This window comes from Dechloromonas denitrificans (genome assembly GCF_020510685.1).
GTDB classification, from domain to species: domain Bacteria; phylum Pseudomonadota; class Gammaproteobacteria; order Burkholderiales; family Rhodocyclaceae; genus Azonexus; species Azonexus denitrificans_A.
Window position 1 is genome coordinate 3,682,911 of the sequence record NZ_CP075185.1, and the last position, 23,175, is coordinate 3,706,085.

Consider the following 23,175-nt stretch of genomic DNA (forward strand, 5'->3'; position numbering starts at 1 on the left):
GTCGAGCCTTACACCCATGTTTATCACCCGCCGACTCGAATTCGATGCCGGGCACCGCATTCCCGACCACAAGAGTCAGTGCCGCCACCTGCACGGGCACCGCTACATCATCGAAATCACCCTCTCCGGCGGCGTCATCGACAAGGCCGGCGACACGGCCAACGGCATGGTGATGGATTTTTCGCAGGTCAAGGACCTCGCCAAGACGCATCTGGTCGATGGCTGGGACCACGCGTTCCTGGCCTTTGCCGGCGACACGGCGATTGTCGACTTCCTGTCATCGCTGCCCGACCACAAGACGGTGATCCTCGATCGCGTGCCGACCGCCGAGAATCTCGCACGGATCGCTTTCGAGCGGCTCGACGCGGTCTATCGCGACACCTACGGCAATCACCTCCGGCTCGAACAGGTCCGCCTCTACGAAACGCCCAACTGCTGGGCCGATGCGGTGCGCGCCCGGCTGGATTGAGCCGGCCGGCGCTTCTCCTTATACTGTTCGAATAACGGCAGGACATCAGCCGCCAGGCTGACAGGAGGGGACCATGAGATCGATTCGACCGGCTGGCGCAGCTTTGCGTCACGTCCGCTGACGGCCGTTTGACCGTGGCCGACACCACCCGCGGCAAATCGCCCGGCACGGCCCTGATCCTGACCGGCGGCGGAGCTCGCGCCGCCTATCAGGTCGGCTTCCTGCTCGCCGTCGCCAAACTGTCGACCAACCGTCGCCACAACCCTTTTCCGATTCTCTGCGGCACCTCGGCCGGCGCCATCAATGCGGCGGGCATCGCCTGCCTGGCCGACAATTTCGGCAAGGCGATCTCGATCCTCGCCGGCGTCTGGCGCAACATGCACGCCGGCCACATCTACCGGGCCGACACGCTGGGCGTCGGCCTTTCCGGCGCCCGCTGGATGTCCCTGCTGGCGCTCGGCTGGCTGATCCGCAATCCGCCCCGCTCGCTGCTCGACAACGCGCCGCTGCGCGAGCTGCTGACCCGCCACCTCGACTTCAAGGGGATCGATCGCTCGATTGCCCGGGGAGCCCTGCACGCCGTCAGCATCTCGGCTTCCGGCTACGAATCCGGCGAAAGCATCAGTTTCTTCCAGGCCCACTCCTCGGCCCAACCCTGGCGACGGGTGCAGCGCCTGGGCATCCGGGCGCAGATCGGGGTCGATCATCTGCTTGCCTCAAGCGCGATTCCCTTCATTTTTCCAGCCACCCGCATCCATCGCGAGTATTTCGGTGACGGCTCGATGCGCCAGCTGGCGCCGATTTCGCCGGCCATCCATCTCGGCGCCGAGCGCGTCGTGGTGGTCGGCGCCAGCCGGAAAAACGAGCACCTGGACCGCCAGCGCGTCGAAGCCCATCCGTCGCTCGCCCAGATTGCCGGCCACGCGCTGTCCAGCATCTTTCTCGACGGCCTGGCCGTCGATATCGAACGGATGCAGCGCATCAACCAGACGCTCTCGGCGATTCCGCCGGAAATCCGCGAGCACTCGGGCATTCCGTTGCGGCCGATCAAGACCCTGATCATCGCCCCTTCCGAGCGGCTCGACCGGATCGCCGCCGAACACGCCAGCGCCCTGCCCTGGGGCGTCAAGGCCTTGCTCAGCGGCATCGGCGCGATGAACCGCCATGGCGGCGCGCTGACCAGCTACCTGCTGTTCGAAAAGCCCTTTACCCGGGCGCTGATCGACCTCGGCTACGCCGACACCATGGCGCGGTCGACGGAAGTCGGGGACTTTCTCGACCTTTGAGGCGGCCCAACGGCCGCTCCGGCTGATCGGCCCAGCCATCCGTGCGCTGGCGCACATACGTCAAGTACGTTGGCGATTAAACTCATCTCTTTGCTGTTGCGAGCCCCGTCGGGCCACTGCCGCCGAGCCGGCTGGCACCGCCCAGCGCGCCTGAGCGGCAAGCAATCCGCAGCGTTCCCGCGTCGAGTAATCGGCGAAGGCGCGGCGCACCGCCCCCGATGCGAATTAAAGCGTTGCAGACGGCGTTTTGGGTCCACCGTGTACGTCCGGACTTGCGCTACAGACAGGGATCAGAAAATTGACAGAACGCAACAAGTCCATCCGCACTGCCCTGCTCAGGATCAGCAAACGCCTGCATGACGGCGGCCTGGCCCGGAAATTCGCGGCGGCCGAACCGCCGCTGCGTGCCGAGCTGTTCAGCGCCGACCAGATGGAGCGGCATGGCAAGGCGCTGGCCGACACGCATAAATTGCAGGCGGCACACGGACCGGACCTGCTGCTGGCCCGCCTCGGCGAGAACGAGGGTATCCTGCTCGGCACCTATGACCTGCTGCGCGAAGCGGTCAAGGAAAAGCGCCGGATCACGCCGGCCGGCGAATGGCTGCTCGACAACTTCTACCTGATCGAAGAACAGATCCGCACCGCCCGGCGCCATTTCCCCAAGGGCTACAGCCGCGAATTGCCGCTGCTCGCCAGCGGTCCGTCGAGCGGCCTGCCGCGCGTTTACGACATCGCCCTGGAAGAAATCGCGCACGGCGACGGCCGGGTCGATCCAGAAAGCCTCTATCGCTTCGTCGCCGCCTACCAGAAGGTCGCCGACCTGAAGCTCGGCGAGTTGTGGGCGATCCCGATCATGTTGCGCCTGGCGCTGATCGAGAATCTGCGCCGGGTCGGCGCCCGCGTCGCCGCCGGCATGATCGACCGGAACAATGCCGATGCCTGGGCCGACCAGATGATCGAGGTGGCCGAGACCGATCCGAAGAGCCTGATCCTGGTCATCGCCGACATGGCGCGGGCCAATCCGCCGCTGGTCAATTCCTTCGTCGCCGAACTGGCGCGCCGCTTGCAGGGCCACAGTTCGGCGCTGGCCCTGCCGCTCACCTGGATCGAACAGCGGCTGTCCGAATCCGGCCAAACCATCGAGCAGCTGGTCCAGTCGGAAACCCAGAGCCAGGCGGCGAACCAGGTTTCGATCAGCAACAGCATCGGCAGCCTGCGCCTACTCGGCGCCATCGACTGGCGCGAATTTGTCGAAACGATGAGCACCGTCGACCAGAAACTGCGCGAGGATCCCGACGGGGTCTATGGCCGGATGGATTTCGCCAGCCGCGACCGCTACCGGCACGTCATCGAAAAACTGGCCCGGCAAAGCCGACTTTCCGAATGCGAGGTGGCGCGCAAAGCCATCCAGCTCGCCCACCAGGGCGACGGCGGCGACCAGCGCACCCGGCACGTCGGCTACTACCTGATCGACCACGGTCTAACGCAACTCGAGCACGCCGCCGCAGTCCGCCCGTCGGCCGGCGATGTCGTGCGCCGGCTGGGCACCGGCTCGCCCTTGCTGCTCTATCTTGGCGCCGTCGGGCTGCTCGTCGCCATTTTCGCCGGCGGCCTGCTGGTCTCGGCGCATGGCGCCGGGCTGGCCGACTGGCGGCTCGGCCTGATGGTCGTGCCGGCCCTGCTCGGCACCAGCCAACTGGCGGTAACGCTGGTGAACTGGCTGGTCACCCTGCTGGTCGTACCGCACCCGCTGCCCCGCATGGATTTTGCCAAAGGCATCGCCGCGCCAGCCCGCACGCTGGTCGTCGTGCCGACCATGCTGAGCAGCCGGCAGGGCGTCGCCGAGCTGCTTGAGGCGCTGGAAGTGCGCTTCCTGGCCAACCGCGATCCGTGCCTGCATTTCGGCCTGCTCACCGATTTCCGCGATGCCGATTCCGAACATCTGCCGACCGACGCGGCCTTGCTGCAACAAGCCGCCGCCGGTATCGCCGCGTTGAACGAGAAGTACGACCGGGCGACCAGCAACCAGTTCTTCCTGTTTCACCGGCCGCGCCGCTGGAATGTCCAGGAAGGCATCTGGATGGGTTACGAACGCAAGCGCGGCAAGCTCGGCGACCTCAACGCGCTGTTGCGCGGCGGCGGCAGCGAAGCCTTCTCGCAGATCGTCGGCCACCCCGCGATCCTCCACGAGGTCAAATACGTCATCACGCTCGACACCGACACCCAGCTGCCGCGCGATGCGGCGCGCGAGTTCGCCGCGACCATGGCGCATCCGCTGAACCAGCCGCGCTATGACGCCAGCCGGCAACGCGTCGACGCCGGCTACGGCATCCTGCAGCCGCGCATGGCGGTCAGCCTGCCGAGCACCAACCAGTCGCGCTACGCCCAGCTGTGCGGCAGCGAACCGGGCATCGATCCGTACACCCGGGCGGTCTCCGACGTGTATCAGGATCTCTTCGCCGAAGGCTCGTTCATCGGCAAGGGCATCTACGACGTCGATGCCTTCGAGCAATCGCTCAAGGAGCGCTTCCCGGAAAACCGCATTCTCAGCCACGACCTGCTCGAAGGCTGCTACGCCCGGGCCGGCCTGCTCAGCGACGTGCTGCTCTACGAGGACTACCCGGCCCGCTACAGTGCCGATGTCAGCCGCCGCTACCGCTGGATCCGGGGCGACTGGCAGATCGCCAGCTGGCTGCTGCCGCGCGTCCCCGGCGTCGGCGGCGAACGGCGGAAAAACCCGCTGTCGAAACTGTCGCAATGGAAGCTGTTCGACAATCTGCGGCGCAGCCTCGTGCCGGCCGCGCTGGTGGCGCTGTTCCTGCTCGGCTGGGCGGCCGCCCCGGCGTTCGTCGGGTGGACGCTGGCGGCACTCGGCATCCTGTTCATCCCCAGCCTGCTGACCTCCAGCCTCGACCTGGTGCGCAAACAACCGGAAGTTCGCCTCGGTCAGCATCTGTCCTGCGTCGGACGGGCGACCAGCCGGCAATTCGCCCAGGCGACGTTGAGTCTCGCCTGCCTGCCCTACGAAGCCTGGTTCAGCCTCGATGCCATCCTGCGCACCGGCGCCCGCCTGCTGTTCACCGGCCGGCGCCTGCTCGAATGGAATCCGTCCGGCGAACTGCAGCGCGAAGCCGAGCACAAGCGCCGTCGCCAAGCTGCCCCCGGCAGCATCGGCGACCTGCGCCAGACCACCGGCACGATGTGGATGTCCCCTGCCCTGGCGACGACCACCGCCCTGGCGCTCGCCGCGCTGCGGCCGGAAGCCTTGCCCGCTGCGCTACCGATCCTCGGCCTGTGGCTGATCGCCCCGGCCATCGCCTGGTGGATCAGCCGCCCGCTGGCTCGCCGCCCGGCGACGCTGGCCCCCGAACAGCGGGTGTTTCTGCACCAGCTGGCGCGCAAGACCTGGGCATTCTTTGAAACCTTCGTCACCGCCCGCGACAACTGGCTGCCGCCCGACAATTTCCAGGAACACCCGGTGGCCGTGGTCGCCCACCGCACCTCGCCGACCAACATGGGGCTGGCCCTCCTCGCCAACCTGTCGGCCAGCGACTTCGGCTATATCAGCTTCGGCACCCTGCTCGAGCGGACCAACAATGCCTTGCTGAGCATGCTGGCCCTCGGTCGCTACCGCGGCCATTTCTACAACTGGTACGACACCCTGTCGCTGGCGCCGTTGTCGCCGCTCTACGTCTCCTCGGTGGACAGCGGCAACCTGGCCGGCCACCTGCTGACCTTGCGCCCCGGCCTGCTCGCCCTGGCCGACCAGAGCATCCTGCCGGCCCGCACCTTCGCCGGCCTGGCCGACACCATGGGCGTCTTGCAGGAAGTCGCGGCGAACAACCCGTCAGCGGCCCTGGGCAGCCTGCGCCGCACCATCGAGTCGGCCTATGACGCCCGCCCGGCGAGCATCGCGGCGATCGGCCAGTGGCTGGACAAGCTGACGGCGGCCGGCGAACTGCTGGCCGAGCAATTGGGCAGCAACCCGTCGGACACGACGAGCGAAGAACTGATCTGGTGGACGCAGGCCTTGTGCCGCCAATGCCAGGACGCCGTCGATGAACTGAACTTCCTGGCGCCCTGGGCCCGCCTGCCGGCCGCCCCGGAAAGCCTGGCGGAGCTACCCGGCCTGACCAGCCTGCCGACCTTGCGCCAGCTATCGAGGCTGGCCGATACCTTGCGCGGCCATTTCGAGAATAGCGCCGGCGGCGTCCGCTCGCCGGCCGAAAGCGCCTGGCTGGCCGAGCTGCAGCCGCTGGTCGAACTGGCCAGCCAACGGGCCAGCGAACGCATCCTGACCAGCCACAACCTGGCCCGCCAGGTCGGCGAACTGGCGGTACTCGACTACGATTTCCTCTACGACAAGCTGCGCCACCTGCTGACCGTCGGCTACAACGTCGATCAGCGCCGCCAGGACACCGGCAGCTACGACCTGCTCGCCTCGGAAGCCCGGCTCTCGAGCTTTGTCGCCATTGCCCAGGGCGCCGTGCCGCAGGAAAGCTGGTTCGCCCTCGGTCGCCTGCTGACGACGGCCGGCGGCGATCCGATCCTGCTCTCGTGGAGCGGCTCGATGTTCGAGTATCTGATGCCGATGCTGGTCATGCCGACCTACGAGAACACCCTGCTGCACCAGACCTGCCTGGCCGCCGTCCAGCGCCAGATCGCCTACGGCAAGCAGCGCGGCGTGCCCTGGGGGATGTCGGAATCCGGCTACAACGCGGTCGACGCCCGCCTCAACTACCAGTACCGCGCCTTCGGCGTGCCCGGCCTGGGCCTGAAACGCGGCCTCGGTGAAGATCTGGTCATCGCCCCCTACGCCTCCGCCCTCGCCCTGATGGTGATGCCCGAAGCAGCTTGCGAGAATCTGCAACGGCTGACCGCCGACGGCCTGCAGGGCAAGTTCGGCATGTACGAAGCGGTCGATTTCACCCCGGCCCGCCTGCCGCGCGGCCAGAACAACGCCGTGGTGCGCTCCTTCATGGCCCACCACCAGGGCATGAGCCTGCTCGCCATCGCCTATCTGCTGCACGATCAGCCGATGCAGAAACGCTTTGTCGCCGACCCGCTGTTCCAGGCCACGACGCTGCTGCTGCAGGAGCGCGTGCCGGTCGTCGCCGCCTTCCACGTCCATGCCGCCGAGTTGTCCGAGGTGCGGACTACCTCGGCCGGGCCGGAAATGCCGATGCGCATCATCCGCAGCGCCGACACGCCGAGTCCGGAAGTCCAGCTGCTGTCGAACGGCCGTTACCACGTGATGGTCACCAATGCCGGCGGCGGCTACAGTCGCTGGAAGGATTTCGCCATCACCCGCTGGCAGGAGGACGGCACCAGCGACAACTGGGGCACCTTCTGCTACCTGCGCGACGTGGCGACCGGCGCCTGCTGGTCGACCGCCCACCAGCCGACCGGCCAGCCGGCCGATACCTACGAGGCGATTTTCTCCGAGGCGCGGGCCGAGTTCCGGCGCCTCGATCACGACTATGAAACGCATACCGAAATCGTCGTCTCGCCGGAAGACGACATCGAACTGCGCCGCATCCGCCTGACCAACCGCTCGCGCGTCCGGCGGACCATCGAAATCACCAGCTACGCCGAGGTGGTGCTCGCCTCGCCGGCGGCCGACGCTCTGCACCCGGCCTTCAGCAACCTGTTCGTGCAGAGCGAGATCGTTCCGGAACAGCAGGCCATCCTGTGCACCCGCCGGCCACGTGCCGTCGGCGACCCGGTGCCCTGGATGTTCCACCTGATGGCGGTGCACGGCGCCACCTGCGAAGCGGTGTCCTACGAAACAGACCGGGCCCGCTTCATCGGCCGGACGCGCAGCCTCGCCGCGCCGGAAGCCCTGCGCCAGGCCGGCCCGCTGTCGGGCAGCCAGGGTTCGGTGCTCGACCCGATCGTCGCCATCCGCTACCGGATCAGCCTAGATCCCGAACAATCGGCGACGCTCGACGTCGTTTCCGGCATCGCCGACAGCCGCGACGCGGCGCTCGGCCTGGTCGGCAAATACCGCGACCGGAATCTCGCCGACCGCGTCTTCGAAGTCGCCTGGACGCACAGCTGGGTCAATCTGCAGCAGATCAACGCCAGCGAATCCGACGCCCAGCTGTTCAACCGGCTGGCCGGCTCGGTGATCTACGCCAATCCGCTGCTCCGCGCCGAGGCCAGCGTTCTCGCCAGCAACCGGCGCGGCCAGTCCGGGCTGTGGGGCTACGCCATTTCCGGCGACCTGCCGATCGTGCTGCTGCAGATCGGCGACCAGGCCAATATCGAACTCGTCCGGCAACTGGTCCAGGCCCACGCCTACTGGCGACTGAAGGGCCTGGCCGTCGACCTGGTGATCTGGAACGAAGACCACGCCGGCTACCGCCAGGTGCTGCAGGAACAGATCATGGGCCTGATCGCCGCCGGCGTCGAAGCCAACCTGACCGACCGTCCGGGCGGCATCTTCGTCCGGGTGGCCGAACAGATCTCGAGCGAGGACCGCATCCTCTTCCAGACCGTCGCCCGCGCCATCATTTCCGACACCCGCGGCCCGCTGGTCGACCAGCTCGGTCGGCGCAGCGCCCTCGACATGCGCGAAGCGCTGCTCCCCCGGCTGATCCCGAGCCGCGGCCGCAAGGCCGAAGGCCGCCCGGCACCGCTGCTGCCGCGCGACGATCTGTTGTTCTTCAACGGTTTCGGCGGCTTCACCCAGGATGGCCGCGAATACGTCATCACCACCGCCCCCGGCCAGACGACGCCGACCCCCTGGGTCAATGTCATCGCCAATAGCCATTTCGGGACGGTCATTTCGGAAAGCGGCGCCGCCTACACCTGGAGCGAAAACGCCCACGAATTCCGCTTCACCCCCTGGCACAACGACCCGGTCAGCGATGCCAGCGGCGAAGCGATCTATCTGCGCGACGAGGAAAGCGGCCATTTCTGGTCACCGACCCCGCTGCCCTGCCCCGGCAGTACCCCCTATGTGACGCGGCACGGCTTCGGCTACAGCATTTTCGAGCATGAGGAGGACGGCATCCGTTCGGAACTGACGGTGCATATCGATGCCGTGGCGGCGCTCAAGTTTTCGGTATTGAAAATCAGCAACAACTCCGGGCGAGCCCGCCAGTTGTCGGCCACCGGCTACGTCGAATGGGTGCTCGGCGACCTCCGGCCGAAGTCGGCGATGCATGTCGTCACGGTGATCGATCCGGCGAGCGGCGCGCTCTCCGCGCACAATCCGTACAGCGCCGAATTCGCCGACCGGATTGCCTTCTTCGATGCCGATGAAGCGACCCGCCAGACAAATGTCACGCTGAGCGGCGACCGCCGCGAATTTATCGGCCGCAACGGCAGCCTGCGCAAGCCGGCGGCGCTGGGCCGCGCCAAACTGTCGAACAAGATCGGCGCCGGGCTCGACCCTTGCGGGGCGATCCAGGTGCCCTTCGAACTGGCCGACGGCGAGCAGCGCGAAATCATTTTCCGCCTCGGCACCACCGGGCGCCGGGGCAGCGATGCCGACGAGCTGAAGCGCCGCCTGCGCGGCTCGGAGGCCGCCCGCAACTCGCTCGAAGCGGTCCGCGACTACTGGCGGACGACGCTCGGCGCGGTGCAGGTCGCCACGCCCGATCCGGCGCTCGATGTGCTGGCCAACGGCTGGCTGCTCTACCAGACCATCGCCTGCCGGCTGTGGGCGCGCAGCGGCTATTACCAGTCGGGCGGCGCGTTCGGCTTCCGCGACCAGTTGCAGGACACGATGGCCCTGGTGCACGCCCGCCCGGCGCTGCTCCGCGAGCAGTTGCTGCGCAGTGCGGCGCGCCAGTTTGTCGAGGGCGACGTCCAGCACTGGTGGCATCCGCCGGTCGGCCGCGGCGTCCGGACCCATTGTTCGGACGATTACCTGTGGCTGCCCCAGGCCGTCTGCCGCTATGTCGAGAGCACCGGCGACCGCGGCATCCTGGCCGAATCGGTGGCCTTCCTCGAAGGCCGGCCGGTCAACCCGGAAGACGACTCCTATTACGATCTGCCGCTCCGCTCCGAGAGCTCGGCGACGCTCTACCAGCATTGCCTGCGGGCCATTGTCCATGGCCTGAATTTCGGTACGCACGGCCTGCCGCTGATCGGTTCCGGCGACTGGAACGACGGGATGAACCTGGTCGGCATGCAGGGCAAGGGAGAAAGCGTCTGGCTCGGCTTCTTCCTCTACGACACGCTGCTCCGCTTCGCCGACCTGGCCCGCGACAACGACGACGCGCCCTTCGCCGAGCGCTGCCACGGCGAGGCCGAGCAACTGCGCCACAACATCGAGGCACATGGCTGGGATGGCGAATGGTATCGCCGCGCCTACTTCGACGACGGCACGCCGCTCGGCTCGGCGAGCAATCAGGAATGCCGGATCGACTCGATTGCCCAGAGCTGGTCGGTGCTTTCCGGCGCCGGCGAGACGCTACGCGCCCGTACCGCGATGGCCGCCCTCGACCAGCATCTGGTCCGCCGCGACGGGGCGCTGATCCAGTTGCTCGACCCGCCGTTCGACCGCTCCGAACTGAACCCCGGCTACATCAAGGGCTACGTTCCCGGCATCCGGGAAAACGGCGGCCAATACACGCACGGCGCCATCTGGGCGGCGATGGCCTTCGCCAGGCAGGGCGACCACCAGCGCGCCTGGGAACTGTTCGACATGATCAACCCGGTGCGCCACGGCGATTCGCCGGAAACCATCGCCATCTACAAGGTCGAACCCTACGTCGCCGCTGCCGACGTCTATGCCGTCGCCCCGCACACCGGCCGCGGCGGCTGGACCTGGTACACCGGCTCGGCCGGCTGGCTCTACCGGCTGATCCTCGAATCGCTGCTCGGCGTCCAGCTCGCGGCCGACAAACTGCGCTTCGTGCCCTGCCTGCCGCCGCACTGGCCGGGCTTCACGCTGCGCTATCGCTACCGCGAAACACTGTACGTCATCAGCGTCGTGCAAACTGCAGGCGCCGACCAGTCACTGACGGTGTGCGTCGACGGCAGCCGGCAGGCGGATCCGGAAATCACGCTGGTCGATGATCGCCAGGAACATGTCGTTGAAGTCAGAATACCGGCGGCGCTATGATGAAACGGCGCTCGGTCAATTTCGGAACGGGGAAAAATCGATGAATCCAACACGCCAATTGCACGCCCTCGGCCAAAGCCTGTGGCTCGACAACATCACCCGCGACCTGCTCAACAGCGGCACCTTGCAGCGTTACTGCAACGAGCTGTCGGTCAGCGGCCTGACCTCCAATCCGACCATCTTCGAGCAGGCCATTCGCAACACCGCGGCTTACGACGCGGCCATCGCCGCCGCGGCCGGCGCCGGCAAAACCGGCGAAGCGCTGTTTTTCGATCTGGCGCTGGCCGATCTGAAGCAGGCGGCCGCCCTCTTCCGGCCCATCCACCAGGCCAGCGGCGGACTGGATGGCTGGGTGTCGCTGGAAATCTCGCCGCTGCTGGCCGACGATACCGCCGGCACGGTCGCCGAGGCCAAGCGCCTGCACGCCCTGGCCAACTGTCCCAACCTGTTCATCAAGATTCCCGGCACGCCGGCCGGCGTCCGGGCCATCGAAGAAGTGATCCTGGCCGGCGTGCCGGTCAACGTCACGCTGCTCTTCTCCCGCGAACACTACATCGCGGCGGCCGACGCCTACTGGCGCGGCATCGCCCGGCGGATCGAGGCCGGCCTCGACGCCCGGGTCAATTCGGTCGCCTCGATCTTCGTCAGCCGCTGGGATGCCGCGGTCGCCGGCAAGACGCCGGCCGCCCTGAGCAACCGCTTGGGCGTGGCGATCGGCCAGCGCATCTACAAGGCCTACCGCAAGCGCCTGACCTCCCCGGCCTGGCGCAAACTGGCCGACGCCGGCGCCCTGCCGCAGCGCCTGCTGTGGGCCAGCACCGGCACTAAGGACCCGCAGATCAAGGCGAGCTATTACATCGAAGCGCTCGCCGCCCCCGGCACCATCAACACCATGCCGGAAAAGACCCTGCTCGCCTTCGCCGAACTGGGCGTCATCAACGGAGTGATGGCCGAGGATGGCGGCGACACCGAAACGATGCTCGCCGACTTTGCCCTGGCCGGCGTCGATATCGTCGCGCTGGCCAGCCAGCTGCAACTGGACGGGGCGCGCGCCTTCACGCAATCGTGGGTCGCCCTGCTCGCGCTGATCGACGCCAAATCCCAGCCCGCCACCGGAAGGAGCTGATCATGAGCAATGCCAGCACGCCAACCCTGTCGCCCGATCTGCTGAGGAAAATGAACGCCTGGTGGCGCGCCGCCAACTACCTGTCGGTCGGCCAGATTTACCTCTACGACAATCCGCTGCTCAAGGAGCCGCTCGAACTCGCCCACATCAAGCCGCGCCTGCTCGGCCACTGGGGCACGACGCCGGGGCTCAACTTCATCTACGTGCACCTCAACCGGATCATCAAGGCGCACGACCTCAACGTCATCTACCTGACCGGGCCGGGCCACGGCGGTCCGGGGCTGGTTGCCAATACCTATCTGGAAGGCACCTACAGCGAGATCTATCCGAATATCTCGCCGGACGAGCCCGGCATGAAACGCCTGTTCAAGCAGTTCTCCTTTCCCGGCGGCATTCCCAGCCACGTTTCGCCGGACACCCCGGGCTCGATCCATGAAGGCGGCGAACTCGGCTACGCGCTGTCGCACGCCTACGGGGCAGCCTTCGACAATCCCGATCTGCTGGTCGCCTGCGTCGTCGGCGACGGCGAAGCGGAAACCGGGCCGCTGGCCACCAGTTGGCACTCGAACAAGTTTCTCAATCCGGTGCACGACGGTGCCGTGCTCCCGATCCTCCATCTGAACGGCTACAAGATCGCCGGCCCGACCGTGCTGGCACGCATTCCGCACGACGAACTGGAAGCGCTGTTCCGCGGCTACGGCTACACGCCGTATTTCGTCGAGGGCGACGATCCGCTGGAAATGCACCAGCAGATGGCGGCCACCCTCGACCGCGCCGTGGCCCACATCCAGGCCATCCAGCACGATGCCCGGAGCAACGGCTTCACCGAGCGGCCGGCCTGGCCGATGATCATCCTGCGTTCGCCCAAGGGCTGGAGCGGCCCGCAAATGGTCGACGGCAAGCCGACCGAGAACACTTTCCGCTCGCACCAGGTGCCGATGGGCGACATGAGCCAGCCCGGCCATGTCCAGATTCTCGAAGACTGGCTGCAGAGCTACCGGCCGCAGGAGCTGTTCGACGAGAACGGCAAGCTGCGCGCCGAACTGGCCGACTTGGCGCCGCAGGGCAACCGGCGCATGGGAGCCAACCCGCATGCCAATGGCGGCCTGCTGCTGCGCGACCTGCGCCTGCCCGACTACCGCGATTACGCCATCCAGGTCCCGCAACCGGGCGGCGTGAAGGCCGAGGCCACCCGCGCCCAGGGCGAGTTCATCCGCGATGTCGTCAAGGGCAACCCGCACACCTTCCGTATCTTCAGCCCGGACGAAACGGCATCGAACCGCTGGGGCGCCGTATTCGAAGTGACCAACCGCTGCTCGACGGCGGAAATCCTGGCGATCGACGACCACGTCGCGCCGGACGGCAGGGTCATGGAAATATTGAGCGAGCACCAGTGCGAAGGCTGGCTCGAAGGCTACCTGCTGACCGGCCGGCACGGCTTCTTTTCCTCCTACGAAGCCTTCATCCACATCATCGACTCGATGTTCAACCAGCACGCCAAGTGGCTGAAGATGGCCAACGAGATTCCCTGGCGGCGGCCGATCGCCTCGTTGAACTACCTGCTCTCCTCGCACGTCTGGCGCCAGGACCACAACGGCTTCAGCCACCAGGACCCGGGTTTCATCGACCACGTGATCAACAAGAAGGCCGAGATCATCCGTGTCTATCTGCCGCCCGATGCCAATACCCTGCTCTCGGTCACCGACCACTGCCTGCGCAGCCGCAATTACGTCAACGTGATCATTGCCGGCAAGCAGCCGGAAGCGCAGTGGCTGGACATGGACGCGGCGATCAAGCATTGCACCGCTGGCATCGGTATCTGGGAATGGGCGAGCAGCGACCGGGGCGAGGAACCGGATGTCGTGATGGCCTGCGCCGGCGATGTACCGACCCTCGAAACGCTGGCCGCCGTGGTCTTGCTGCGCCAGCACTTTCCCGAACTGAAAGTCCGCGTCATCAACGTCGTCGACCTGATGACCCTGCCGCCCCACAGCGAGCACCCGCACGGCCTGAGCGACCGCGACTTCGACGAACTGTTCACCCGCGACAAGCCGATCATTTTCGCCTACCACGGCTACCCCTGGCTGATCCACCGCCTGACCTATGCCCGGACCAACCACAAGAACCTGCACGTCCGCGGCTACAAGGAGGAAGGCACGACCTCGACGCCGTTCGACATGGTGGTGATGAACGACATGGATCGCTTCCATCTGGTGGCCGACGTCATCGACCGCGTCGCCCAGCTCGGCCCGCGCGCCGCTTACGCCAAGCAGGCGATCCGCGACAAGCTGATCGAGCACAAGCAGTACATCGCGACGCATGGCGAGGATCTGCCGGAAATCCGCGACTGGAAATGGCCGTTCTGACATAGAGCGGCAGCCCGGGCACCGCAAAGCCCGGGCGCCGCATTTTTTCATTCATTCGCTAAATACCGGGGCGCTGTGTGCGATGGCGCACAGAAGAGATCTGCCGAATGGAATATTGTCGATCCCGGCGTCTGGTCTCCCCCAGATCGGCGCCCGTAGCATTCAGCTCGGTAGCGGCAACGCTGTTACCGGGCTTTTTTTCGCGCCCGCCAACCAGCCGCTGCCCGCACCGAAAAAACCGCGTCATCTGTGCGCCAACACACCGACCGCCACCGGGCAAGCGCCCATTCTTGGCTGGTATCCACACCAGCAAAGGAGCTGAATCATGGAAACGAAGGAAATGAGCGACAAACTCGCTCGCACGGTAGACAGCGTAACGAGCAACGCGCACAAGGCCATCGACCGGGTTTCCGGGGCAACGCGCCCGGCCATCGAACACATTGCCGCCGGCGCCCATCAGGCGGCCGACAAACTCAACGCAACCGGCCGGCAGATCAGGGAAAGCCAGGCGCGACTTACGGAAAACCTGCGCGGGCAGTTACGCGAGCGGCCATTCACCAGCATCGGCATCGCCGTCGCCGCCGGCTTCCTGCTCAACTGGCTGCTCAGGCAGCGCCCGGCTGCCCGGCCACCAACCGAATAAAACGGAGACAATTCAATGCTCTATACCATTGCAGTAGTAATGCTGATCCTCTGGCTGCTTGGCCTGATCACGTCGACCACCATGGGTGGCTTTGTGCACATCCTGCTGGTCATCGCCATCGTCGTCATCCTGCTACGGGTGATCGGCGGACGCCGGGGCTTGTAAGCGGCAGCACTATCGGCTGTACTGTAGGCCCTGAACAAACTACAGAGCAGCCCATGAAAGCTTTTCGCCGCCACGCCGAACGTCACCGCACCGAGCGCATCGGCTGGCTGCGGGCGGCCGTGCTCGGGGCCAACGACGGCATCGTGTCCACCGCCAGTCTGATCGTCGGTGTCGCCGCCGCCAGCACGCCCCCGGAAAACATCCTGATGGTCGGCGTTGCCGGCCTGGTCGCCGGAGCCATGTCGATGGCGGCCGGCGAATATGTCTCGGTACACTCGCAGGCCGACACCGAAAATGCCGATCTGGCCCGCGAGAAAGCCGAACTCGAAACCGACCCGGCGGCCGAACATCGCGAGCTGGAGAGTATCTATATCGCCCGCGGTCTCGAACCCGAACTGGCCAAACAGGTCGCCGTCCAACTGATGGCCCATGACGCCCTCGGCGCCCATGCCCGCGACGAACTCGGCATCTCCAAAGAGCTGGGCGCGCGCCCCCTGCAGGCCGCCCTCGCATCGGCCGCCAGTTTCGCGGTGGGTGCCGCCCTGCCGCTGCTCAGCACCGCCCTGGCCCCGGCGCCCGGGATTATTCTCTGGGTCTCCGCCAGCTCGCTGGTCTTTCTCGCCCTGCTCGGCGCCCTGGCCGCCCGCGCCGGTGGTGCCGGCCTGGTCCAGGGCACCTGGCGCGTCACCTTCTGGGGAGCGCTGGCCATGGCGATCACCGCCGGCGTCGGCGCCTTGTTCGGCACCGTGGTCTGAATCAACGGCGCCTGGTCCGACCCCGCTGGCGCGGCAGTCGGACGTTAAATGGCGCCAGGTTTAGCGGCCGCGACCGCGTTCCTCGTTGTTGTTTTCCCGGCCGTGGCTGTCGCCGCCCCGGCCCCGATTGTCGCGGCCCGGCTCGTCCGCCCTGACGGCCGGTTCGGGAGCTCGGGGCGACGGCTCGCTGGCCCGCCGCGGCGCTTCCGTCCGCTCGGCGGGTGGCGCCTGACGTTGCTGCATCGGCGAGGGCTGGCGTGGCTCGACCGGCTCGGCATTGCGGGCCGGTGGCCCCGAACGATCCGGCGCTTCGTGCGGTGCATCCGGGCGGCGGCTGTCGCCATTGCCGCGCGACTGGAATTGCTCCTGGGTTACCCGTTCGCGCGGCTGGTAGCGGTAATTTTCGGCGCGAATCGCATGTTGCTGCTCGACCGCCCGTGGATAGGCGTCGCCCCGGTACTGCCGCTGGTAAGTCGGCAATGGGGCGGGAGCGGGAGCGGCACGGCGATCCCGGCTGTTCCACTCCGGCCTCTGCCGTTCCCAGTCGTTGCCCCAGTACTGCCCCCAGCGCGGCGGCGCATCGGCCCGCCAGCCACGGAAATAGCGCGGCGGCTGACTGTAATAGCGGACCGGGATGCGCAGCACATAGACCGGCACATACTCGGGCTCGACCGACTGCCAGGGACCGTTGTACCAGCTGCTCGAATACCACATGTCGCTGCGGTAGACCCAGAACAGGCCGTCATAAAAGAAGAAGTTCGATTGCACGCTTGGCGCGTAGTAGGCCGGCAAGCCGGGAATCCGGACAAACTCGGGATAGCGGGCCATGTTGATGCCGACATTGACGCCGGGAAAGCCGATATTGACGCTGACCTGGGCCTGGGCCGAGGCGGCCGTGCCAAATGCCAGCGACAGGGCGACGAGCAGGGAGCGCATTTTCATTTGCTGGCCTGCACGCGCAGCGCCGTCGTATCGACGGCCTTGACGCCCTCAACCTTGGCGGCAATTTCCCGGACCCGGAGGATTGCCTCCGGATTGCCCAGCACGCCCGTCAGAACGACGACGCCGTCGGTCGTCGTGACATTGACCTCGAAGCCCTTGCTGGCGCTGTCGGCGAGGATTTCCGACTTGACCTTGGTGGTGATCCAGCTATCGGAAGCGACCTGCTTGGTCATGGCCACAGCCTCCCGTGCATCGGCCTTGGCATTGTCGACGGTCCCGGCGCCGGCGCTGGCCGCTGTCGCGAACACGCTGCCGATTACCCATGCGGAAACCGAGCATGCCCGCCGGAATGAGTGTCCGCCAGCTACTGGAGGGACGTTTCGTTTTGCCGACCGCGATGCGGTCCACCGGAATGATTTCATGTTTACCTCGGAGAGAAGAGCAGAAGAGCGCACTTGAACGGTACGCTGAAGTCGCCGGATCGATCTTGCTTGGACAAGCGAACCCCGTCCGTGTGTCAGCGCACATTGTCTTCCCAGGCACGGCCGTGGGCGGCGCTCCTCATTTTTATGTGTGCTAGCGCACAGACCGCATTGAAACGCGCCGCCACTCTTGCTGCACCGGGCGCCGAAAACCGGGTAACGGCCTCGCCAAGGCCGCTGCGGAATCCGTGGCACCAACGGCGCCTCATCGTTGTTCGCACGCCAAGGAGATTCAAATGATCAAGAACCACAAAGTCGTCGTTACCACACTGGCGATAAGCGCCCTCGTTTTCGCGCTGTCGGGCTGCGAAAAACCGGCCGGTCCGGCGGAGAAAGCCGGCCAGGAAGTTGACAAGGCGGTGCAGAGCGCCGGGCAGCAGATCGAAAAAGCCGGTGAAAAAATCCAGGACGCGGCCAAGGACACGAAGAAATAAGTCGCCTGGTCGCTGCGTACGCTGCCGCACATTCAGCGGTAGCGAATCGGACTAGCCTTCGCTTCATCGCTCACCGGCTTGGCATCAGGCCCGTCCACTCGCCCAAGGAGATCCATCATGCCTCAGTTCCGCCCGTCGATTCCGTCGTTGTTCGTCGCCTCGATCCTCGCCCTGTGCAGCATCCCGGCCCTGGCCGAGATGTCTTGCGGGCCGCTCGACGGCCACGGATATTTCCACGAGCACCGCGCCGAGCGGATGGAACAACGGCAAAAGACCCTGCATGAAAAGCTCAAGCTGAGCGCCGAGCAGGAAGCCGGCTGGAAAAAACTGATTGATTCCGAACATTCCGGCCCGTGGGCGAAAACGGGAAAGAGGGAGGACTGGGCCAAGCTCACCACGCCGGAGCGAGCCGAAAAGATGCAGGAACGGATGACGGCGCAGCAGACAGCAATGGCCGAGCATCTGGTCGTGCTCAAGGAGTTCTACGCGACGCTGACGCCGGCTCAGAAAAAGATCTTTGACGATTTCCACGTCGGCCCGCGGCGTGGCATGCGCGGCAAACCGGCCCCACACTCCGGCCCGCAACCGGCGCCGCTCCCGCCCAGAGCCGCAGTTGGCCAATCTTGACTGAAGCCGGCCGGAAGGCCTCCGGAGATCGGATTGTCCCGTCACACCGACGCTTTGCCCCCCGCCGGTGGTGCAGCATGGCGCCGGTCGCCGCCGCCCTGCTGGCCGGATCGTGCCTCGCTGCCGAGCCGGCCAGTTGCGCCAGCGAGGCCGACGATGCGCGCCGGCTGGCCTGCTACGACCGACTTTTCGCCGCTTCACCGGCCAGCCCGGCGGCGCAGCCGGCCAGCCGCGCCGCCGTCGCTAACGAGAAGCCTCCAGCTCCGGCCGTACCGGTTAAGCTCGATGCCGAACATCCGACCTCGGTCATGTCCAAGGCCTGGGAACTCGGCCCCGACGACAAGCGCGGCACGTTCGTGGTCAGGACTTACCTGCCGAACTTTCTGCTGCCGCTGCATTACACCACCCACGTCAATCAATCACCGAGCAGCCCAACCCAGGTGCCGGGCGCCAGCCACCCGAGCTACAAGAAAATCGAAGCGAAGCTGCAAATCTCGTTGCGCGCCAAGGTTGCGGAAGACCTGCTGCTGCCCGGCGCCGATCTGTGGTTCGCCTTTACCCAGCGCTCGCTCTGGCAGGTTTGGGATCAACAGGATTCATCGCCGTTCCGGAGCACCGACTATCAGCCGGAAGCGATCTACGTCATCCCCGTCCCGGCGAAGCTGGGCGACCTCCCCTTCGGCTGGAACCTGCGGATGATCCAGCTCGGTCTGGCCCACCAGTCGAATGGTCAAAGCGACCCGCTGTCGAGAAGCTGGAACCGCACCTATATCAGCGCCGGATTCGAGCGCGGCGATGTCGGCCTGATGGTTCGCGCCAACCACCGCCTGCCCGAACCCAGCGACGACCAGAACCCCGACCTCACCAAATTCATCGGCCACGGCGAGGTCATGCTGAACTGGTTTCCCGGCCCCTCGACGCTCGGCCTGACCTGGCGTCCCAACCTGCAACGCATCGAACGCGGCTCCGTTCAATTCGATTTGACCCACCCGGTCTTTCCCGACAAGCCATCCGGTCTTCGCTGGTATGTCCAGTTTTTCAACGGCTACGGCGAGACCCTGCTCGACTACAACCATCGGCAAACCCGGCTGGGCGTCGGCTTGAGCCTGTTCCAGTTCTGAGCCAAACAGGCTGACCGGGGAATCGGGAGCTAAGATTAAGCAGATGAATGACAACCAGCAATCGATAATCGGCAAGGCTGTAGCCGCATACAAAAAGGACGGGCATTGCTTCCTGCATTGATCCAGAACGCCAGACAGAACCGCATCATCTCGGCCCTGCCGATGACGGTGTACACCCGGCTGGAAGACGATCTGGAGATCGTCAGCCTGCCCCTCGGCCAGACACTCTATGAGGCCGGCGACAGTCTGGATTTCGTATACTTCCCGACGACCTGCATCGTCTCGCTGATTTTCGCCACCGAGAACGGCTCCTCGTCGGAACTGGCGATGACGGGAAATGACGGCCTGATCGGCATTCCGCTGGTCCTCGGCGGCGAAACGACAACCCACAAGGTGGTCGTGCAAAGTGCCGGCGAAGCCTATCGCCTGCGCACCGAGGTATTTACCTGGGAGCTCGACCAGGGCGGCTATCTGCAGCGCCTTTGTCTGTGTTACGCCCAGGCGCTGATGACGCAGATGGCCCAGAGCGTGGTCTGCAATCGCCACCATTCGGTGGTTCAGCAACTGTGCCGTTGGCTGCTGCAAAGCCTTGATCAGCTACCGGGCAACGAGCTGTACATGACCCAGGAACTGATCGCCAGCATGCTCGGCGTCCGCCGCGAAGCCGTCACCGAGGCGGCCGGAAAACTGCAGACCGCCGGCCTGATGCAATACCGCCGCGGGCACATCACGGTGACCGACCGGCCCGGCCTCGAAGCCCGGGTTTGCGAATGCTACGGCGTCGTCCGCGCCGAATATGACCGGATCTTCAAACTGATGCCGGCGACGCTCCCCAAGAACCGCACCAGGCCGAATCCGGCCACCTTGCGCCAGCGTGCCGAGGCTCGATTTCAACAGACACCGCCAACAATGCCGACGACCACATGGGATACCGAACGGCTGGTGCACGAACTCCAGGTGCACCAGATCGAACTGGAAATGCATAACGAGGAGCTGCGCCATGCCTATGGCGAAGCCGACGCCTTGCGCGAGAAATATGCCGACATCTACGACTTCGCGCCGGTCGGCTATTTCACGATCGATCGGCACAGCCTCATTCTGCAACTAAATCTGGCCGGCGCCATCCTGCTCGGCATCAAACGCTCGCAGATCGGCCGACACCGCTTTGCCGCCGCGATCAAGCCGGAATACCTGTTGCCGTTCAAGCATTTTGTCGAAGACGTTCTCGACGATAAAGCCAAGAAAAACTGCGAAATCGTGCTTGCCGCGACCAACCAGCGGCCCGAGGCGATCGTCAGGATCGAGGCGGTGCCGGATGAGAGCACCAGTGAATGCCGGATGGTGGTGATGGATGTCACCGCCGAAAAACTGGCCGAACGAGCGGTGAACCTGCGTGAGCAATATCAGCGGGCGCTGCTCGACAATTTTCCGTTCATGGTCTGGCTGAAGGACGAGCAAAGCCGGTTTCTCGCGGTTAACGCGCCTTTTGCCGAAATCCACGGCTGGTCTTCGGTCGATATCCCGGTTGGCAAGACCGATTTCGACATCAGCCCGCCGGAACAGGCCGAAACCTATCGCGCCGACGATCTGGCCGTGCTGAGCAGCGGCGAGCGGAAAAGCGGCGAAGAGCTGATCGAGATCAACGGCGAGCCGCATTGGCTGGAAACCTACAAGTCGCCGGTCGTGATGGACGGCAACCGGATCGGCACGGTCGGCTTTTCGCGGGACATCACCAAACGCAAGCTGATGGAAGATGAATTGCGCCGACTGGCGGCGACCGATCCGTTAACCGAACTGTTCACCCTGAAACATTTCCTGACGCATCTCGAAGCTGCCCACGCCAGTCTGAAACGCGGGGCCGACCAGTCGGTCGCCGTGCTCGAAATCAATATCGACTATCTCCAGTCGATCAACAGCAATCTCGGTCATGCCGCGGGCGATGCGGTACTCCGGCTGGTTTCCGGACTGTTGCGCGCCGAATTGCGCAAGACCGATGTCGCCGGCCGGATCAGCGGTGAAAAATTTGCCGTCCTGATGCCGGGTAGCGACGCCGCAGACGCCGAATCGTTCGCCGAGCGCCTGCGCAAAACGGTCGCCATGCCGAAAATCATCCTCGGCGAACGCCAAGGGGCGGTCAGCGTCAGCCTGAGCGTTGCGCTGATGGACGCCGCCGACCCAACGGCCGAAGCCGTGCTCAATCGGGCCGATGCGGCCCTGACGCTGGCCAAGGCGGCCGGTCTGACCGACGACAGGTCGGGGCGGCCCCACTGACTCAGCGCCCGACGGGTTCCTTCAGATTGCCCTCCCACTGGCAGGAGAACTCGTAACAGCGATAGCGTCGCAGGTGCCCGAAAATACTCCAGAACCGGTCGATCGGCCGGCGGTGAATGCGGATCAGCTTGTGTTGCCCGCAAACCGGGCAGGCCGGCGAATCAGCGGTATCAGGAAGCCCCGCGGAACGACTCGGTGAGGCAACAGGATTTACCATTGCCAGGCTTTAATACCCATGCCAGCCTCCCTTCAACGAAATCCGGCGCGGCAAACACAACCCTGCAGCAGGGGCGTTACGGTAATTGTCTGCTCAAGTCCGGCCGCGCTCTGTGTGCTCGCACACATTCGGAACAATCAGGAAAAGATGCACCACGGCAAATTGGTCGTCAAGCTGATGGAAACATTCTCGATCGCGGTCTTTCCGCGAGAGTTATTGTACATTGCACCATCAGCGCTTCTGGCGGGTCCGGTGAGATTCGAACTCACGATGGGTTTCCCCACGCCGGTTTTCAAGACCGGTGCATTCAACCGCTCTGCCACAGACCCCAGAAGGCGCGCATGATAGCATAAAGGCCAGTGATATTACCCGACTGCTTTACTCGACTATTATTGAAACTTTTCCCCGGCTCCGTTAGTCTTATTGCCTGAGAAAACCACAGAAAGGAAGCATCCCGCATGAATACTCACTACCAGACAGCCAACCAGGGTTCTTCGAGCCTTGCAGTGCAGCAGAATCGCGTCCTTCGTAACACCTATATGCTACTTGCCCTGTCCATGGTACCGACCGTACTTGGTGCGCTGGTCGGCATCCAGATGCAGTTCAGCTTCATGGCCGGTAGCCCGTTCATTGGTTTCTTGCTGTTCCTCGGTATTGCCTGGGGCTTCATGTACGGCATCGAGAAGAACAAGGACAGCGGTTTGGGTGTCGCCCTGCTGCTCGGTTTCACATTCTTCATGGGGCTGATGCTGTCCCGCATCCTGCAAGTTGCCCTGGGCTTTACCAACGGTAGCTCGATGATTGTCATGGCCGCCGCTGGCACCGGTGCGGTCTTCTTCACGATGGCAACCATCGCCACCGTCAGCAAGCGGGACTTCAGCGGCATGGGCAAGTTCCTGTTCATCGGCATGATCGTCGTGCTGCTGGCCGCCGCTGCCAACATCTTCTTCCAGATCCCGGCGTTGTCCCTGGCCATTTCGGCTGCGGCAGTCATGGTCTTCTCTGCCTACATCCTCTACGACATCAGCCGCATCGTGCAAGGCGGCGAAACCAACTACGTCAGCGCGACCCTTTCGGTCTACCTGAGCATTTACAACGTCTTCGTCAGCCTGCTGCAACTGATCATGGCCCTGACCGGCGAACGCGACTGATCAACGCGTTGCAGAAACGACAAGGGCGGCCATGGCCGCCC

The 23,175-nt window shown here is 65.2% G+C and carries 15 protein-coding genes and 1 tRNA gene; 13 read left to right on the forward strand and 3 right to left on the reverse strand.

All coding sequences use genetic code 11. The features are described from left to right. The first annotated feature begins 16 nt into the window (after nucleotides 1-16). The 8 genes from queD to KI611_RS17660 all read left to right on the forward strand — a co-directional run bounded on the left by queD (nucleotide 17) and on the right by KI611_RS17660 (nucleotide 15,889). Nucleotides 17-469, forward strand: coding sequence for a 6-carboxytetrahydropterin synthase QueD (gene queD, locus KI611_RS17625; protein ID WP_226416957.1), 453 nt, complete (start codon nucleotides 17-19; stop codon nucleotides 467-469). A 134-nt stretch (nucleotides 470-603) separates the two neighbouring features. Beyond that, the gene (locus tag KI611_RS17630) at nucleotides 604-1,755 is read left to right on the forward strand and encodes a patatin-like phospholipase family protein (RefSeq protein ID WP_226416958.1); all 1,152 of its coding nucleotides are present in this window, start codon (nucleotides 604-606) and stop codon (nucleotides 1,753-1,755) included. Nucleotides 1,756-2,053: 298 nt separating this feature from the next. After that, nucleotides 2,054-10,834 (forward strand): GH36-type glycosyl hydrolase domain-containing protein, encoded by an 8,781-nt coding sequence (locus KI611_RS17635; protein ID WP_319002309.1) that lies wholly within the window; start codon nucleotides 2,054-2,056, stop codon nucleotides 10,832-10,834. 40 nt (nucleotides 10,835-10,874) lie between these two features. Continuing rightward, nucleotides 10,875-11,960, forward strand: a complete 1,086-nt coding sequence (gene tal / locus KI611_RS17640; RefSeq protein ID WP_226416959.1) for a transaldolase — start codon at nucleotides 10,875-10,877, stop codon at nucleotides 11,958-11,960. Nucleotides 11,961-11,962: 2 nt separating this feature from the next. Then, a complete protein-coding gene (locus KI611_RS17645) occupies nucleotides 11,963-14,326 on the forward strand; it encodes a phosphoketolase (protein ID WP_226416960.1) in 2,364 nt (787 codons plus the stop codon). A 325-nt stretch (nucleotides 14,327-14,651) separates the two neighbouring features. Next, complete coding sequence (locus KI611_RS17650; protein WP_226416961.1) at nucleotides 14,652-14,969, forward strand: hypothetical protein; 318 nt, start codon at nucleotides 14,652-14,654, stop codon at nucleotides 14,967-14,969. 15 nt (nucleotides 14,970-14,984) lie between these two features. Then, complete coding sequence (locus tag KI611_RS17655; protein WP_226416962.1) at nucleotides 14,985-15,134, forward strand: lmo0937 family membrane protein; 150 nt, start codon at nucleotides 14,985-14,987, stop codon at nucleotides 15,132-15,134. A gap of 53 nt (nucleotides 15,135-15,187) precedes the next feature. After that, nucleotides 15,188-15,889, forward strand: coding sequence for a VIT family protein (locus tag KI611_RS17660; RefSeq protein WP_226416963.1), 702 nt, complete (start codon nucleotides 15,188-15,190; stop codon nucleotides 15,887-15,889). Nucleotides 15,890-15,949: 60 nt separating this feature from the next. Here the strand turns inward: KI611_RS17660 and KI611_RS17665 are convergent, their stop codons facing one another. Next, nucleotides 15,950-16,831, reverse strand: coding sequence for a hypothetical protein (locus KI611_RS17665; protein ID WP_226416964.1), 882 nt, complete (start codon nucleotides 16,829-16,831; stop codon nucleotides 15,950-15,952). Continuing rightward, entirely contained in the window at nucleotides 16,828-17,139 is a 312-nt protein-coding gene (locus KI611_RS17670) for a BON domain-containing protein (protein WP_226416965.1), read from the reverse strand. Before KI611_RS17670 ends, KI611_RS17665 begins: the two co-directional genes overlap by 4 nt. 410 nt (nucleotides 17,140-17,549) lie before the next feature. Between KI611_RS17670 and KI611_RS17675 the strand changes: the two genes are divergently transcribed. From KI611_RS17675 to KI611_RS17690, 4 genes are all read left to right on the forward strand, one after another. Continuing rightward, nucleotides 17,550-17,747 carry a hypothetical protein gene (locus KI611_RS17675; RefSeq protein WP_226416966.1) on the forward strand — a complete coding sequence of 66 codons (198 nt, stop codon included), beginning with the start codon at nucleotides 17,550-17,552 and terminating at the stop codon, nucleotides 17,745-17,747. A gap of 117 nt (nucleotides 17,748-17,864) precedes the next feature. Beyond that, nucleotides 17,865-18,374 carry a Spy/CpxP family protein refolding chaperone gene (locus KI611_RS17680; protein ID WP_226416967.1) on the forward strand — a complete coding sequence of 170 codons (510 nt, stop codon included), beginning with the start codon at nucleotides 17,865-17,867 and terminating at the stop codon, nucleotides 18,372-18,374. Nucleotides 18,375-18,451: 77 nt separating this feature from the next. Further along, nucleotides 18,452-19,495 (forward strand): phospholipase A, encoded by a 1,044-nt coding sequence (locus KI611_RS17685; RefSeq protein WP_226416968.1) that lies wholly within the window; start codon nucleotides 18,452-18,454, stop codon nucleotides 19,493-19,495. Between the two features lie 105 nt (nucleotides 19,496-19,600). Next, nucleotides 19,601-21,766 carry a diguanylate cyclase gene (locus tag KI611_RS17690; RefSeq protein WP_226416969.1) on the forward strand — a complete coding sequence of 722 codons (2,166 nt, stop codon included), beginning with the start codon at nucleotides 19,601-19,603 and terminating at the stop codon, nucleotides 21,764-21,766. Nucleotides 21,767-22,224: 458 nt separating this feature from the next. Here the strand turns inward: KI611_RS17690 and KI611_RS17695 are convergent. Continuing rightward, a tRNA-Ser gene (locus tag KI611_RS17695) sits at nucleotides 22,225-22,312 on the reverse strand. Nucleotides 22,313-22,441: 129 nt separating this feature from the next. Between KI611_RS17695 and KI611_RS17700 the strand changes: the two genes are divergently transcribed. Then, a complete protein-coding gene (locus KI611_RS17700; RefSeq protein ID WP_226416970.1) occupies nucleotides 22,442-23,134 on the forward strand; it encodes a Bax inhibitor-1/YccA family protein in 693 nt (230 codons plus the stop codon). The last annotated feature ends 41 nt before the right edge of the window (nucleotides 23,135-23,175 follow it).